Origin of the sequence: Qipengyuania sp., assembly GCF_048550555.1 — a bacterium.
GTDB lineage: Bacteria > Pseudomonadota > Alphaproteobacteria > Sphingomonadales > Sphingomonadaceae > Qipengyuania.
Genome location: NZ_JBLYYF010000018.1, coordinates 194519 through 210733, shown reverse-complemented (window position 1 = coordinate 210733; position 16215 = coordinate 194519). Strand labels below are relative to the sequence as shown.

The 16215-nt window shown below is 67.1% G+C and carries 14 protein-coding genes; 11 read left to right on the top strand and 3 right to left on the bottom strand.

Annotated features, from left to right (window positions below; all coding sequences use genetic code 11):
* Both ACN4E0_RS05070 and ACN4E0_RS05065 read left to right on the top strand, forming a co-directional pair.
* On the top strand, positions 1–727 hold a 727-nt coding region (locus ACN4E0_RS05070), incomplete at its 5' end, for an agmatine deiminase family protein (protein ID WP_419566262.1).
* A gap of 34 nt (positions 728–761) precedes the next feature.
* A complete protein-coding gene (locus ACN4E0_RS05065; protein WP_419566260.1) occupies positions 762–890 on the top strand; it encodes a hypothetical protein in 129 nt (42 codons plus the stop codon).
* Positions 891–894: 4 nt separating this feature from the next.
* On the opposite strand, the gene ACN4E0_RS05060 is transcribed toward ACN4E0_RS05065, so the two are convergent.
* From ACN4E0_RS05060 to ACN4E0_RS05050, 3 genes are all read right to left on the bottom strand, one after another.
* Positions 895–1638, bottom strand: coding sequence for a sulfite exporter TauE/SafE family protein (locus tag ACN4E0_RS05060; RefSeq protein ID WP_419566258.1), 744 nt, complete (start codon positions 1636–1638; stop codon positions 895–897).
* A gap of 15 nt (positions 1639–1653) precedes the next feature.
* Positions 1654–3666 (bottom strand): threonine--tRNA ligase, encoded by a 2013-nt coding sequence (gene thrS / locus ACN4E0_RS05055; protein WP_419566257.1) that lies wholly within the window; start codon positions 3664–3666, stop codon positions 1654–1656.
* A 228-nt stretch (positions 3667–3894) separates the two neighbouring features.
* The gene (locus tag ACN4E0_RS05050) at positions 3895–5559 is read right to left on the bottom strand and encodes an alkaline phosphatase D family protein (RefSeq protein ID WP_419566254.1); all 1665 of its coding nucleotides are present in this window, start codon (positions 5557–5559) and stop codon (positions 3895–3897) included.
* Between the two features lie 158 nt (positions 5560–5717).
* Between ACN4E0_RS05050 and ACN4E0_RS05045 the strand changes: the two genes are divergently transcribed.
* From ACN4E0_RS05045 to ACN4E0_RS05005, 9 genes are all read left to right on the top strand, one after another.
* Positions 5718–5891, top strand: a complete 174-nt coding sequence (locus ACN4E0_RS05045; RefSeq protein WP_419566251.1) for a hypothetical protein — start codon at positions 5718–5720, stop codon at positions 5889–5891.
* 3 nt (positions 5892–5894) lie between these two features.
* A complete protein-coding gene (locus ACN4E0_RS05040) occupies positions 5895–6317 on the top strand; it encodes a hypothetical protein (protein WP_419566248.1) in 423 nt (140 codons plus the stop codon).
* Positions 6314–6505, top strand: a complete 192-nt coding sequence (locus tag ACN4E0_RS05035) for a helix-turn-helix transcriptional regulator (RefSeq protein ID WP_419566246.1) — start codon at positions 6314–6316, stop codon at positions 6503–6505. The genes ACN4E0_RS05040 and ACN4E0_RS05035 overlap by 4 nt, the downstream gene beginning before the upstream one ends.
* A 72-nt stretch (positions 6506–6577) precedes the next feature.
* Positions 6578–7669, top strand: coding sequence for a YjgN family protein (locus tag ACN4E0_RS05030; protein ID WP_419566244.1), 1092 nt, complete (start codon positions 6578–6580; stop codon positions 7667–7669).
* Between the two features lie 4 nt (positions 7670–7673).
* Entirely contained in the window at positions 7674–8750 is a 1077-nt protein-coding gene (locus tag ACN4E0_RS05025) for a M48 family metallopeptidase (RefSeq protein ID WP_419566242.1), read from the top strand.
* A 40-nt stretch (positions 8751–8790) separates the two neighbouring features.
* A complete protein-coding gene (locus tag ACN4E0_RS05020; protein ID WP_419566240.1) occupies positions 8791–9534 on the top strand; it encodes an alpha/beta hydrolase in 744 nt (247 codons plus the stop codon).
* Positions 9531–10370: a tetratricopeptide repeat protein gene (locus tag ACN4E0_RS05015; protein WP_419566238.1), complete on the top strand. Its 840-nt coding sequence runs from the start codon at positions 9531–9533 to the stop codon at positions 10368–10370. Before ACN4E0_RS05020 ends, ACN4E0_RS05015 begins: the two co-directional genes overlap by 4 nt.
* Positions 10367–11344 (top strand): LLM class flavin-dependent oxidoreductase, encoded by a 978-nt coding sequence (locus ACN4E0_RS05010; RefSeq protein WP_419566236.1) that lies wholly within the window; start codon positions 10367–10369, stop codon positions 11342–11344. Before ACN4E0_RS05015 ends, ACN4E0_RS05010 begins: the two co-directional genes overlap by 4 nt.
* A gap of 177 nt (positions 11345–11521) precedes the next feature.
* Complete coding sequence (locus ACN4E0_RS05005; RefSeq protein WP_419566233.1) at positions 11522–16210, top strand: NAD-glutamate dehydrogenase; 4689 nt, start codon at positions 11522–11524, stop codon at positions 16208–16210.
* Positions 16211–16215: the final 5 nt, after the last annotated feature.

The window sequence follows — 16215 nt, the reverse complement described above, 5'->3', positions numbered from 1 at the left end:
GGGGGGGGGGCGCGCGGCCTCCGCCCCCCCCCCCCCACGACGCTTCGGCTTCAACGGCTGGGGCGGGAAGTATCTGATGGACGGCGACCAGACGGTGGGCGCCGAACTCGCCGAGGATGCCGGGCTGCCGCTCGACGTGGCCGACTGGATCCTCGAGGGCGGGGCGGTGGACGGCGACGGGACCGGCCTCGTTGCCACCACCGAGCAGTGTCTGCTCAATCCCAACCGCAACCCCAAGCTTTCGCGCGACGAGATCGAGCAGCGGCTGGAGTGTGACCTGGGCTTCAGCCGGGTGTTGTGGCTCGGCGAGGGGCTGATCAACGACCATACCGATGGCCATGTCGACAATCTGGCGCGCTTCGTCGCCGCCAATACGCTGTGCCTGCCGCGCGCGACGAGCAGCGACGACCCCAATGCCGCCATCTATGCCGACGCCAGGCGGCGTGCGGAGGAGGCGGGCGTGACGGTGAAGGAAATTCCCTCGCCCGGCCTCGTCACCAGCGGCGACCGGATCGAGCCCGCGAGCTACGCCAATTTCGCCATCACCAGCCACCTCGTCGTGGTCCCCACATTCGGCAGCCCGCACGATGAGGATGGTGTGGCGGCGATCGCCGAATTGTTTCCCGATCGCGCCACTGTCGGACTGCCGGGCGATGCGGTGCTGGTGGGCGGCGGCGGGTTCCACTGCGCGAGCCAGCAGATGCCCACCGCCGGATGGCGTCCTTAACAATTCGTTAGGGTTTGCAGCGGAGAATGGGCGCATGGCCAAGGCTATCGCTCTCGCCCGCTCCAAAAGCGCCGACAATCGCATCGTCGATATCGCACGCGCGCTGATTGTTGGCGGATGCGGCCTTGCGCTGGTCCTCGCCGGACCGGTCCTGCCCTTCTGATCCGCTAGATCAGGCGCGCGAGCGCGGCCAGCGCCGCACCGCCCAGAATTGCACCCACAGCGATACGCCATAGCCCGTCGCCGATCCGGCCCGAAGCGCGGTTGCCGAGCCAATTGCCCAGAAGCACCGCGGGAAACAGCAGTACGGCGAGCGGCGGCAGCGACCAGTCGAGCACACCCAAGGCCGCTCCGCTCACCAGGCCGGTGGTCGAGGCGCAGGTGAAGATCAGGAGCATCGAGGCCTTGGCCGTCTCGCGCGGAATGGCTCGCCCGACGTAATAGGGCACCACCGGCGGGCCCGGCATGCCGGCATAGCCCGTCATCAGCCCGCTCAAGATGCCCACACTCACGGTGGTCGCCGGATGATGCTCCAGCGCGGCGCGGCGGGGCAACAGGATCGCGCCGAAGGCCGACAAGGCAATGATGGCGATCGCCAGACGCGCCACGTCCGGCGTGGTCATGCTCAGCAGATACAGCCCCGCGGGCGTCGTCAGCACGACCAGCGCGATGATCATCCAGGCCGATCGCTCCGCCCCGCGCACCAGCCGCCGGATCTCCGACAGGCCGACGAAGACCGAGAGGAAATTGGTCAGCAGCACGGCATGCACCGGCGACAGCGCGAGCGCGAGGATCGGCACCAGCAGGATCGCCATGCCGAAACCGGTCAGGCCGCGCACGAAGGCCGAGATGAAGGCGGCAGCCAGCACCGCCGCCAGTTGCCACGGCGCATAGGCCGCGAGCAGCTCCATCGCGCGCCGGCCCTCCTAGCGCAAATCGGGCGGCGTGCCCGCGTCCTTGAGCATCGCGATCGCCTCGTCGAGGCTCATCACCTTCTGGTGCTGTTCGCCGAGCGTGCGGACCGCGACGGTGCCTTCCTCGGCCTCGCGCTTGCCGACCACCAGCAGGTGCGGGACCTTGGCGAGGCTGTGCTCGCGGACCTTGTAATTGATCTTCTCGTTGCGCAGGTCGCTTTCGACCCGAATGCCCGCCGCCTCGAGCTTCGCGACCGCATCCTTGGCGTAGTCGTCGGCATCGGAGACGATCGTCGCGACCACCGCCTGCACCGGCGCGAGCCACACCGGCAGGCGCCCGGCGAAATGCTCGATCAGGATCCCGATGAAGCGTTCGTAGCTGCCGAAGATGGCGCGGTGCAGCATGACCGGGCGATGCTTCTCGCCGTCCTCGCCGATATAGGTCGCATCGAGCCGTTCCGGGAGCACGCGGTCGCCCTGGATCGTGCCGACCTGCCAGGTACGGCCGATCGCGTCGGTCAGGTGCCATTCGAGCTTGGGCGCATAGAAGGCGCCTTCGCCCGGAAGTTCTTCCCAGCCGTACTCCTCGTTGTCCATGCCCGCTTCGGCGACCGCATCGCGCAGTTCCTGTTCGGCCTTGTCCCAGTCCGCCTCGCTGCCGAAGCGCTTCTCGGGGCGCAGCGCGAGCTTGACGTGATAGGCGAAGCCGAAGTCCTTGTAGACGCTGTCGGCGAGCGCGCAGAACTTGCGCACCTCCTCGACCACCTGTGCCTCGGTGCAGAAGATGTGGGCATCGTCTTGCGTGAACTGGCGCACGCGCATCAGCCCGTGGAGCGCGCCATGCGGCTCGTTGCGGTGGCAGCAGCCCATCTCGCCCAGCCGGATGGGCAGGTCGCGGTACGAGGTTATGCCCTGCTTGAAGACCAGCACATGCGCCGGGCAGTTCATCGGCTTGATCGCCATCCACTCCGCATCGTCGGCAACCTTGGGCGAGGCAGCCGTTTCGCCCGCGTCGTCGACTTCGGGGACGATGTCGGGGACGGCGAACATGTTCTCGGCGTACTTCCCCCAATGGCCCGACTGGGTCCACTGGCGCACGTCCATCAGCTGCGGCGTCTTGATCTCGCGATAGCCGCCGCCGTCCATCTTGCGGCGCATATAGGCTTCCAGCTCGCGCCAGATGCGATAGCCCTTGGGATGCCAGAAGACGCTGCCATGCGCCTCTTCCTGCAGATGGAACAGGTCCATCTCGCGGCCCAGCTTGCGATGGTCGCGCTTCGCTGCTTCCTCGAGCCGCGTGAGGTGGGCATTGAGCTGCTTCTTGTTGAGCCAACCCGTGCCGTAAATCCGCGTGAGCTGGGCGTTCTTCTGGTCGCCGCGCCAATAGGCCCCGGCGACGCGCATCAGCTTGAAGGCATCGGGATCGAGCTTGCCCGTGCTGGCGAGGTGCGGGCCGCGGCACATGTCGAGCCAGTCGTCCCCCGACCAGTAGACCGTCAGTTCTTCGTTCTCGGGCAATTCCTTGGCCCATTCGGCCTTGAACACCTCGCCCTCGGCCTCCCATTTGTCGATCAGCTGCTGGCGGCTCCAGACCTCGCGGCGGAGCGGCTTGTCCGCGCGGATGATCTCGCGCATCTTTTCCTCGATCGCGGGGAGATCGTCCATGCTGAAGGGATCGCGGCTCTCGGGCGCCTTCACGTCGTAATAGAAGCCGTCGTCGGTCGCCGGGCCGAAGGTGATCTGCGTGCCGGGCCACAGCGCCTGTACCGCTTCCGCGAGCACATGCGCGAAATCGTGGCGCGCGAGCTCGAGTGCGTCCTCCTCGTCGCGACCGGTGACCAGTGCGAGCTCGGCATCGCCCTCGAATGGCCGGTTGATGTCGCGCAGTTCGCCGTCGACACGCGCGGCGATCGCGGCCTTGGCGAGGCCGGGGCCGATCGCGGCAGCCACATCGGCCGGCGTCGAACCCGCTTCCATTTCGCGCACCGAACCGTCGGGCAGGCTGATCTTGAGAAGTTCCGTCATCGTCTCTTACCGTTGCTTGGCGCGGCCATGGCACAGGAGCGCGCACGCTTGAAGCGGCGTTTGGCGGAATTTCGCGATTTCGGGAGGAAACGCCCACCGCCCGAAACCGGGCGGCGGTGGATCGCTATGCCGCGACCGACCGCCCCCGGTTGCCCGGAGTGGTGGTAGTCGTGGTCGTGATCCGAAGCTGCGTCATGCGGCGAGAGATAGCGCGGAAGGCGGGGATGCTCAACCCGCCTCGAGCTTGCGGCTCCCCGCCAGCGTGGTCATCCGCTTGGTCGCGACAACGCTCGCACCCTTCTCGCGCACGCTCGAGAGGAAGCGATATTCGCTGCTCGCGCTGCCCGGAGTGAGCTCGACCGCCATGTAGCCGCGGCGCGAGGCATCCATCCACTTGAGCTGCGCATTGTTATCGACCGTGTCGCGCGCAAAGACGTCGGCGGGGATTTGCGGGAGATAGCCTTCCACCCCCGGCGAGGTGACCGACTGGCCGCCGAACTCGACGCCGACGGGCGTGCCCGCGTGGTCGAGATCGAAGGCCCAGGCATTGTGCGTATCGCCCGCGAGGCTGATGAAGTTCGCATCGGCCGCGAGCGCGGCTTCGAACACACGCGCCCGTGCGGCGGGATAGCCGTCCCAGGCATCCATGTTGAACGGCACGCCCTCGGCGCCGGCCATCGCGCCTGCCAGCACGCGCTGGCGGATGTAGTCGGGCGCATCCTTGGGCAGGGCGGCCGCAAGCGAGGGCGAAGAGACGAGCTTGCCCATCAGCACCTGCTGGACGAGCACCTGCCAGGTCTTGCCCGCTCCCTTCGAGGTCTTGAAACCTTCGGCGAGCCACACCTGCTGCCTGGCGCCGAGCAGTTCGCGCGCGGGATCGGCGTAATCGCCGTCGCGGAAGGCGGCCAGCGCCGCCTGCGCCTCCTCGGGCGAGCCGTTGCCGCCGCGGAGGATTTCGCCGAGGCTGAACTGCTTGGCGCGAGCGGTCAGGCGGGTCTCGAGACGGTAGAGCGTCGCCAAGTCGCCGACCTCGTAGGAAGCCCAGGGCTCATCGGAGACGGGCATCCATTCGCGATAGGCCTTCATCGCTGCCGCCTTGCGCACCGACCATTCGCCTTCGGTGTCGGGCTGGTGGTTCTCGGCCCCGCCTTCCCACGAATCATTCGCGCTCTCGTGGTCGTCCCACACCGCGATCATCGGGAAGAGCTGGTGCAGGCGCCGCAGGTCGGGATCGCGGCGATAGGCGGCATAGCGCGCGCGATAGTCGGCGAGCGCGACGAGTTCGGTCGCGGGCCAGACGATGCGGCCTGCCGCGGTCTCGTCGGTCGAAGGGTAAGTCCCCGGCGCGTATTCGTAGAAATAGTCGCCCAGGTGCAGCGCGCAGTCGAAGCCGCCGTCCGCCGCGGCATGGGCATAGGCGTTAAACCAGCCGAAGCCGATGTTCGAGCAGGAGAACACCGCCATGCGGAACTTGTCGGTGGCACCCGCAGGCAGCGTTTTTGTCCGCCCGACATCCGAATGCGATCCGTCGGGAGCGGTGAAGCGGTAGTAGTACCAGCGGCCCGGTTCGAGGCCCTCGGCCCAGGCCTTGCAGCACCAGTCGTGTTCGGCGCTCGCGGTCACCGACCCGCCCGCCACGGCGCGCGCGAAATCGAGCGTTTCGCTGACTTCGAAATCGAGCCGCGTGTCCTGCGTACCGACGTAGCGCGTCCACAGGAGCGCCCGATTCGCGCCCGGCTCGCCGCTGGCGACGCCATGCGTGAAACCGCCGAGCGAACCCTGCGCCGATAGCGGCGCGCCAGCGACACCCAGACCGAGCAGCCCTCCCTTGAGCAGGCTGCGGCGATCAAGTGCCGGAATTTTGGGCGATGCAGGGGGTTCGGTGGCGATCATCGTCTGTCTCCTCACTCGCGCCATGCCTGCGCCCGATGACCGCGCGGTGACAAGAGAAAACGCATTTCGGAAAGCGTGCGCGTCAAAATGGAAAGCTATCTTGACAATTTGCGAATCTTGTGACAAACACACTTTACATCAAGAAAAGGACCATTGTCATGACCCAGATTCAGAAAGCCCTCGCCCTCGCTACCGCGATGATCGCGGTCGCCGTGCTGGCGGTCTTCGACATCATCCCCGAGCAGATCGCGCAGTTCGCGCCTTTCGCGCTGCTGGCGCTGTTTCCATCGGCCTGGCTGGGCCGCGGCCGATGCCGCACCAAGGAGGCCTGATCCATGGCTGTCTGCTGGACCTCCGCCGCCAAGCGCTACACGCGCCGCCTCGCGGTGCTGATGACGATCTATCTCGTCCTGCTCTTCATCGCGGTATGGCTCTTCCGCCACGACCAGGTCAGCGGCCCGCTGGCCTGGCCGCTGGCCATCGCCCCGGCGCTTCCGGTCATCGGCGTGTTCTGGGCGGTGATGCGATTCATCGTCGAGGAGAAGGACGAGTTCATCCGCATGCTGATCGTCCGACAGTGCCTGGTTGCGACCGGCTTCTGCCTGACGGTCATGACCATCTGGGAATTCCTCCAGAACTTCGAACTCGTCGCGCAGGGCAATGGCGGCTTCGGCGCAGCCTTCTTCTGGTTCATGGGTCTGGGTGTCGGGGCGATCTACAACAAGATCACCATGGGCACTGCGGGGACCCTGGCGTGAAGAACCGCCTCAAGGTCCTGCGCGCCGAACGCGACTGGAGCCAGCAGGATCTGGCCACCGCGCTCGAGGTTTCGCGCCAGAGCGTCAACGCGATCGAGACGGGCCGTTACGACCCTTCGCTGCCGCTGGCCTTCCGTATTGCCGATGTATTCGGCCTCGCGATCGAGGATATCTTCCAGCGCGACTGACGATCCTGCCGGAGCGTCATTGACACGGCCCCTTCGATCCACGACCAAGTATGTGGGTCGAAGGGGTTTTTCATGGAATACGGCAATAACGCGCAGGGCGACGATTCCGCCTTTGCTTTCGAGGGCGGCTGGCGCGACTTCGCCAAGATTGCCTTCCCCAATCTGTTGCTGACTATCGTCACACTCGGTATCTACCGGTTCTGGGCGACCGCGCGCGAACGGCGCTATCTGTGGTCGCGCACGCGGTTCGTCGACGAGCATCTCGAATGGGCGGGCACGGGCATGGAGCTGTTTCTCGGTTTCGTGATGGTGATGGTCCTGTTCGGCGTGCCCTATTTCGCCATGACCTTCATCGCGCAGGCCCTGATCGCGCGCGGCTACGAGGCTCTCGGGGTGGCGCTGGGTTTCCTCGCCCTCACCTCGATCTTCTACCTCGGCGGCGTCGCCCGTTTCAGGGCGCTGCGCTATCGCCTCTCGCGCACCCGCTGGCGGGGTATCCGCGGGGGTAGCGACAGCAACGGCTTCCTCTTCGGCCTGTCCTACATGTGGAAGACCATGGTCGGCTGGCTGCCGCTCGGACTGCTGATTCCCTGGTCGATGACCAGCCTGTGGAACGAGCGCTGGTCGAAGATGAGCTTCGGTCCATCCGAATTCGAATCCGACGCCGAACCGGGCGAGGTCTTTGCCCGCTTTCTCCTGTTCTACCTCGCACCCTTCGTGCTGTTCGTGGGCGGGGTCATCATGGCCGGTATGGGCGCGCTCGCCGGCTATGGCATAGGCGGCGAGGATGGCATGGCGATCGGCGGGTTGGCCGCGATCGGCGGATTGGTCCTGTTCTTCTATCTCGGCCTCGGCCTCATCGCGGTGGCCTTCTACGCAAAATTCTACCGCGTCGTCGTGGGCGCGACGCGCTGGCGCGACCTGCATTTCAGCTTCGAGGCATCGACGCTGGACTGGGTGAAGCTGCTGGTGGTCGATGTCCTGCTGGTGGTATTCACTTTCGGGATCGGACTGATCTTCCTGCCCTATCGCCACTGGAAGTTCTTCATAACGCATCTCGAGGCGGGCGGGGAAATCCTGCTCGACGAACTCACCCAGTCGGAAACCAGGACCGCCAAGCATGGCGAAGGCCTGCTCGACGCCTTCGACATGGGCGCATTCTAAACCGATGGAGGATGCTTTCCAGACCGAGGCGCAATGGTACGACGGGACCAATGCGCTCCGCCACGAAGGCAAGCTGACCTGGGACGGGGACGGGATATTCCGGCTCGTCGGCCCGACCTCGGAGCAGGCATTCGCGGCCGAAGACCTGCGCTATGCGGAGACGCGCCCGGGAAAGCTCCTCTACCGGCGCGAGAGCATTCCCGACTTCCGCCTGATCCTGCCCGACGACCTTCCCGCCGGGCTTGCCGCGCGGCTCCCGGGGAAGAGCGAATACGGGGCCTGGGTCGACAAGCTCGGCCTTGGCCGCGCCGCGGCGATATTCGGAGTCGCCAGTGCCGCCGCGGTCGCGCTCTTCCTTACCGCCCCCACATGGCTCGGCCCACGGATCCCCGAAAGCTGGGAGCGCAATATCGGCCAAGCGATGATCGGCGACTTCGGGGGGCGGCTATGCGAGACCCATGCCGGTACCGCCGCCCTCGACAAGCTTGTCGCCGAGGTCGATCCCGGCAAGGTCAAGGTGCGGGCGGGCGTGGCCAACATGGGCATGATCAATGCCGTCGCCCTCCCCGGCGGGCAGGTGTTGCTGTTCGATGGTCTCATCCAGCAGGCCGAAAGCCCCGAAGAACTGGCCGGGGTGCTCGCTCACGAGGTCGGCCATGTGCGCGAGCGCCACGTGATGACCGCGCTGCTGCGGCAATTCGGCCTCTCGATCCTGCTTGCCGGTACCGATTCTCGCGTGACCAATTCGGTGTTCGGACTCGCCTCCATGGGCTATTCGCGCGAGGCCGAGCGCGAGGCCGACGATTATGCCCGCTCGCGCATGGCCGAAAGCGACATCTCGCCGCTCGGTGCCGCCGGATTCTTCGAGCGCGTGGCGGAAGAGACGGGCGAGGACGAAGATGCGCCGGCGCTGGTCGGCTGGATCGCCAGCCACCCGTCGTCGGTCGAGCGCGCCAAGGCCTATCGCGCTGCGGCACGCAAGGGTGAGACATATCCGCCGGTGCTGACCGAGAAGGAGTTCGCCGCGCTCAAGTCGATGTGCGACGACGATCCCGACGTCGAGGAGTTCGAGTTCTTCTGAGGGTTGCAATCGTGCGCCGCGCGGTGAACAGCGATGCGCCATGAGCGAAACCCGGTTTCACACCATGTCCGACGGGCGCCGCATCGCCTATCGCTACACGCCCGGCAAAGGACCGGCCCTGGTCTTCCTGCCGGGCTACATGTCCGACATGGCGGGCGGGAAGGCGACCGCCCTGTTCGCCTGGGCTCAGGAACGCGGGCACGCCTGCCTGCTGCTCGACTATTCGGGCTGCGGCGAAAGCGCGGGCGATTTCGCCGAGGGCACGCTGTCGCGATGGCGCGACGAGGTGCTCGCGCTGGTCGAGGCGGTCGTCAAAGGTCCGGTCGTGGTGATCGGCTCCTCCATGGGCGGCTGGCTCATGCTGCTAGTGGGGCTTGCGCTAGGCGAGCGGCTGGCGGGCCTCGTCGGCATCGCTTCCGCGCCCGACTTCACCGAATGGGGGCGTTCGGACATCGACAAGGCGAAACTCGCTGCAGGCGAGACTGTGTTGGACGAGAACCCCTACGGTCCCGATCCCACGCCGATGCATCCCGGCTTCTTCGCCGATGGCCAGGCGCAGCTGCTGCTCGACCGGGAGATCGCGATCGACGCGCCCGTGCGGCTGATCCACGGCCAGCGCGATGCCGACGTGCCGTGGGAGATCAGCCTGCGCCTCGCCGCCTCGCTGCGTTCGGACGATGTACAGGTCACGCTGGTAAAAGACGGCGACCATCGCCTCTCGCGCGAGCAGGATATCGCCCTGCTGCTGCGCACGATCGACGCGCTTTCGAAAGGCCTCGCATGATTACCTCCGCCCTCGCCCTGCTCCTGATGCAGGTCGGCCCCGGTACCTCCACCAGCGACTTTCCCGACCTGCCCGAGGAACTGCGCGAGCGTGTCAGGGAACAGCAGGCCCCGCCTCCGACGACCACAGCGGGCACATCCGGCGGCAAGCTGGCCGAATGCGTCACGCTGGCGACCGAGGACGCCGAGGCTGCGAGCGACATGGCGCAGACCTGGCGCGAGACCGCGGCGAACCAGCTAGAACTGGCGCAGTCCGCGCATTGCCTCGGCCTCGCGCTCGTCCGGCTCGAGGATTTCGCCGAGGCGCAGCGCGCCTTCGACCTCGCCGCCGACGAAGTGCCCGACGGTGCGCCCGCCTATCAGGCGCGGCTCGCGGCGATGGCGGGCAATGCCGCGATGGCGCAAGACAAGCCCGCGATCGCGGAAATCGCCTTCGCCCGCTCGATCGGCTTTGCCACCCAGGCCGGCGATGGCCCGCTGATGGCCAGCGTCGCGGTCGATCGCGCACGCGCGCTCGTCGCGCTGGGCCGTAACGACGAAGCCGTCGAAGCTCTGGCGAGCGCGCGCGGCAACGATCCCGCCAATTCCCGCGCCTGGCTGCTCTCGGCAACGCTTTCGCGGCGCCTCGAACGGTTGGGCGAGGCGCGCGAACAGATTGCGCAGGCCGCGCTGCTCGCGCCGCAGGATCCCGCCGTCGGGCTGGAGGCAGGCGTGATCGCCGCGCTGGCGGGCCGCGAGGACGAGGCGCGCCGCAGCTTCGAATCGGTGCTGCAGGTCGCCCCGCAGAGCCAGGAGGCTGCGCGCGCCCGCGCCTATCTCGAGCAGCTCGACTCGTGACCGGCTATTCGGTCCTCGACCTCGTCCCCGTTCGCGAGGGCGGCACGGTGGGCGAGGCACTCGATGCCGCCACGCAGCTGGCCAAGACGGCCGAAGACGCGGGGTGCAAGCGCTTCTGGGTCGCCGAGCACCACGCCATGGCCGGGATAGCGGGCGGCGCGACCTCAGTCGTGCTCGCGCATATCGGCAATGCCACCTCGACCATCCGCATCGGGTCGGGCGGGATCATGTTGCCCAACCACACGCCGTTCCAGATCGCCGAACAGTTCGGCACGCTCGACGCGCTGTTTCCGGGCCGTGTCGACCTCGGCCTCGGACGGGCGCCGGGAGCCGGGCCGGAACTGCAACGCGCGCTGCGCAAGGACCTCCACCGCGCGGCGGAGATGTTCCCGCAGGACGTGGTCGAGCTGATGGCGCTGATGGCGGGCGACACCGCCATCCACCCGACCCCCGGCCTCGGAGCGCGCCCCGAATTCTGGATGCTCGGCTCGAGCCTGTTCGGCGCGCAGCTCGCCGCGAAGCTCGGCCTGCCCTACGCTTTCGCGAGCCATTTCGCGCCCGACCACCTCGATTCCGCGCTCGAACTCTATCGCCGTGATTTCCAGCCGTCGGAGGCCTTCGAGAAGCCGCATGTCATGGTGGCGATGAACCTCTTCGTGTCCGATACCGAGGAAGATGCAGAATATCTCGCTTCCTCACAGCTGCAGGCCTTTGTCGCGCTGCGCACGGGGACGCCGGGCAAGCTGCCGCCGCCGGTGCGCGGCTATCGCGACAGCCTGCCGGCACCGGCGCAGGCCATGCTGGCGCATATCGGCCAGGCCAGCGCAATCGGCACCCCTGGGCAGGCTGCCGAGGCCGTGCGCGCCTTCGTTGCGCGCACCGGTGCCGACGAAGTGGTCTTCGGCGGGAGCATGTTCGATCCGCAGGCCCGCTGCCGTTCGTTGCGCCTGGCGATGAAGGCGCTGGCCGAATGAGCATGCCGTAACGGCATCGCTCCGCACATGTCGCGCATACGATTGCGAAATTGCACGCGCAGCACCTTGCGACACGCGGGCAAGGGGCCTAGGCGCGGCTCATAGGTCGTAGCGCAAAACGACTCGGATATTTCGCGGCGCCGAAATGATCATGCGCCGCCAGGAGAGAGGCCCCTCATGGGTTCGACAACTGCCGCACTTCCCAAGAAACTCCAGAATGCCATCACCGACCGCATGCGGCTCTCGCTGCTGAGCGGCGATACGCCTTTCGACAAGGCGCAGCTCGGCGATGCCGCCGAATTCGTCGGCCAGCTGGCGGTCCAGCGTACTCCCGGTCGCTCGGCGATGGCAATCGAGAGTGTCAGCGACGAGCGCCGCATGACGCGCATCGCGATCATCAATGACGACATGCCCTTTCTGGTCGATTCGGTGGCTGCGACGATCGCTGCGCTCGGCCTGTCGATCGACCGTCTGGTCCACCCGGTCATTCCCGTGGAGCGCGACGAAAAGGGCGCGCTGAAGGCGATTCCCGAGGGCGATCCCGAGGACGCTTTCTGGGAATCGATGATCTATATCGAGGCCGCGCGCGTCGACGCCAAGACCCGCCGGCAACTGCAGGAAACGCTCAAGACCACGCTCGCCGACGTCCGCGCGGCGGTGGCTGATTGGCCCCGCCTGCAGGAGGCCATGGCCGAAGATGCCAAACGCATCGCTGCAGTCGATGCCGAGGGGGCCGAACTGCTCGACTGGCTCAATTCGGGCATGCTGACCCAGCTCGGCCATGTCACGCGCTTTCGCGACGGGCGCCAGGAGGACGAGCTCGGCATCTGTCGCCAGAGCGCGCAGGAACTGCTCGCCGAAAGCTCCTACGAGCGCGCCTTCGCCTGGTTCGAGCAGGGCGACGACCCGCGTCGCCCGCTGATCATCAAGGCCAACCATCTCAGCAACGTGCATCGCCGCGTCCCGCTCGACCTACTCATCGTCCCGGTCGAGGACGTCGGCAAGACGGTCGCGCTCTCGGTTCATGCCGGCGTCTGGACCAGTGCGGCGCTCGCCGCGCCGCCGCGTAACGTGCCCCGCCTGCGCCGCCAACTCGATGCGCTCCGCACGCGCCACGGCTTCGACGATACCGGCCATGCCGGCAAGGCGCTGGTCCACGCGCTCACCACGCTGCCCCACGATCTGCTGATCGGCTTCTCTGAAGACGATGTCGAACGTGTCGCCACGACCATGATGAGCCTGGTCGACCGCCCGCGTCCGCGCCTCGCACTGATCGAGGCACCGCTCGCCCGCCACCTCTTCGCCTTCGTCTGGCTGCCGCGCGACATGGTCGCGACCCAGGTTCGGCTCGAGATCCAGGCGCTGCTCGAAGAGGCCGCCTCGGCCCGCCTGCTCGACTGGAGTCTCGAGGTCGAGGGCGGCAACCTGGCGACGCTGCGCTTCGTCTTCGACATTCGCGACGGCGACCAAGCCCCCGACGAGGACGCGCTCGAGGAGCAGATGCAGACGCTGCTGCGCGGTTGGAGCGAAGCAGTCGAGGCCGAACTCGGGACCATCGAGGAGGGATCGCGCGCCGCGGGTCTCGCCATGCGCTTCGCCGAGCATTTCCCGACCGCCTTCCGCGGTCGATTCGGCCCGCGCGAGGCGGCCTTCGACATCGCCCGCCTGCATGAGCTCGGCGCGAGCGTGGAAAACGAGGAAGTGGTGCGCGGCGCGCGGATGTATTTCTGCGAGCGCGAAGTGCCCGGCTGCCTGCGCTTGAAACTCTACCAGTCCGAAGGCAGCCTGCCGCTGTCGGAAGGCGTTCCCGCACTCGAGGACTTCGGCTTCTACGTCCGTTCGGAGATGCCCACCGTGCTCGACGACGGCCGGCTGGGGACGATCCACGACTTCCTGCTCGACCTGAAGCCCGGTGCCGATCCCAAGACCCTCATCGAACGGTCGGAAGGGATCGAGGAGGCGATCGCCGCCGTGCTCAATGGCGTGGCGGAGAACGACCCGTTCAACCGGCTTGTGCCCGAGGCCGGGCTGGCCGCGCGCGAGGCCAACTGGCTGCGCGCTTTCTACCGCTACCTGCGCCAGGCGGGGATGGGCTTCACCATCTACACCGTGGTCGACGCCCTCGCCGCCGCACCGGACGTGACACGCGCGCTGGTGGCGCTGTTCACCGCGCGCCACGATCCCCAATTCGGAAGCGGACGGGACAAGGCGGTCGAAGACGCCCGCGCGGCGATCAAGCGCGGGCTTGCCAAGGTCAAGGCGATCAACGACGATCGCCTGTTGCGCCTCTACAATTCGCTGATCGATGCGATCTTGCGGACCAACGCCTTCGCCCCGGCGGCGGGGGAGGCGCTTGCCTTCAAGATCGACTCGGCCAGGGTGCCAAATCTTCCCAAGCCGGTCCCCTATCGCGAGATCTTCGTCTATTCGCGCCGGGTCGAGGGCATCCACCTCCGCAGTGGCCCGGTCGCGCGCGGCGGGCTGCGCTGGTCCGACCGGCGCGACGACTTCCGCACCGAAATCCTCGGTCTGATGAAGGCGCAGCGGGTCAAGAATGCGGTGATCGTGCCGACCGGGGCCAAGGGCGGATTCTATCCCAAGCAGCTGCCCAATCCCGCCATCGACCGCGAAGGCTGGGCCGCCGAAGGGCGCGCCAGCTACGAGATTTTCATTCGCACACTGCTGTCGGTCACCGACAACATCGTCGACGACAAGGTCGTCCATCCCGAGGAAGTCGTCATCACCGACGGCGAAGACCCCTATTTCGTGGTCGCCGCCGACAAGGGCACCGCGACCTTCTCCGACGTGGCCAATGCGATCGCCGAATCGAAGGACTTCTGGCTCGACGATGCCTTCGCCAGCGGCGGCTCGAAGGGCTACGACCACAAGGCCATGGGCATCACCGCCAAGGGTGCCTGGGTCAGCGTCCAGCGTCACTTCCTCGAAATGGGCACCGACGTGCAGAGCGAGAGCGTCGAGGTGGTCGGCTGCGGCGACATGTCGGGCGACGTGTTCGGCAACGGCATGCTGCTGTCGCAGGCGATCAAGCTGGTCGCCGCCTTCGACCATCGCCATATCTTCCTCGATCCCGATCCCGATCCGGCAGCAAGCTGGAAGGAACGCAAACGCCTGTTCGAACTCCCGCGCTCGAGCTGGGAAGACTACGACAGCACGCTGATCTCGAAGGGTGGCGGCGTCTTCGCGCGCGATGCCAAGAGCATCAAGCTGTCGAAAGCGATGCAGGCCAAGCTGGGCATAGAGCAGCGCGAGATCGAACCCGAGGCGCTGATCTCGGCGATCCTCTGCGCGCCTGTGGACCTCATCTGGTTCGGCGGCATCGGCACCTATGTGAAGGCGGCGCACGAAAACAACGTCCAGGTCGGCGATCCGGCCAATGACGCGCTGCGGGTCGATGCGCGCGAGTTGCGCGCCAAGGTCATCGGGGAGGGCGCCAATCTCGGCATCACCCAGGCAGGCCGCATCGAGTTCGCCCAGTCCGGCGGCCGCTCGAATACCGACTTCATCGACAATTCGGCCGGGGTCGACTGCTCGGACAACGAGGTCAACATCAAGATCGCGCTGGCCGCGGCCAAGCGCGCCGGGAAGCTGAGCGAGCCCAAGCGCGTCGCGCTGCTCGAATCGATGACCGACGAGGTCGGCCGGATCGTGCTCGAGGACAACCGCCTGCAGGCGCTCGCGCTCTCGATCGCCGAGGTCGGCGGCGCCCGCGCGATGGCATCGCAGCGCCACATCATCGAGACGCTCGAGGCGGGCGGCAATCTCGACCGCCGGACCGAAGGGCTCGCCGACGACCAGACGCTGCAGCGCCGCGCTGCCGACGGGCAGGGCCTGACGCGGCCCGAACTGGCGGTGCTGCTGTCCTCGTCGAAGCTGGTGCTGCAGGATGCAATCGAACGCGGCACGCTGGCCGACGACGCCCTGCTCGAGGCCACGCTGTTCGCGGCCTTCCCCGAACCGATGCGGAAGAAGTTCAGGACGCAGATCGAAGGCCACCAGCTGCGCCGCGAGATCATCGCGACCAAGCTCGCCAACCGCATGGTCAACCGCCTCGGCATGGTCCATCCTTTCGAACTCGCCGAAGAGGAGGGCGTCGAGCTGATCCAGGTCGCTGCCGCCTTCGTGGCGACGGAGGAGCTGTTCAACCTGCCCGCGCTGTGGACCTCGATCGATAGCACCGCCATGCCCGAGAACGCCCGACTGATGCTGTTCGACCGGATTGCCGCCGCGGTCGGCAATCTCATGTCGGACGTGCTGCGCACCTCTTCGGGCAGCGTCGACCCGAGCGCGCTGGTTGCCGAAATCGGCAAGGGCGCGGCCCAGCTGTCCGATGCGACCGGCGAATTGCTGAGCGCCGAGTCGCGCCAGCAGTCCGATCGCCTGCGCGAACAGCTGATCGCTGCCGGCGCGCCTGCCCCGCTCGCCGGACGGGTGGCGCATCTCTACGATCTCGACGGCGCAGTAGGCCTCGCCAAGCTGGCCAGCGAATCCGGCATCGGGGCGCGCAATCTGGCCGCGGCCTTCACCGATGCCGGTCGCCGGCTTGGTCTCGACTGGGCGCAGTCGACCGCGGCGCTGATGAGCCCGTCGGATGTGTGGGAGCGACTGCTCGTCTCGGGCCTCGCCCGCGACTTCCAGCAGATGCGGCTCGAGCTGTTGCGGCGCCTGGCGCGGCGCAAGGATGCCAAGAAGGACATGTCCGCCATCGTCGCGAAATGGGCCGAGGAGCAGGAAGTGGCGGTACGCGGCTTCCGCTCGATGGTCGCGCGCGCGCAGGGCCAGTCGCCGGTCGCTCCGGCCATGCTGGCACAGGTGGCGAGCATGGCGCGCAACCTGCTCTCTCGCTAGCAGCC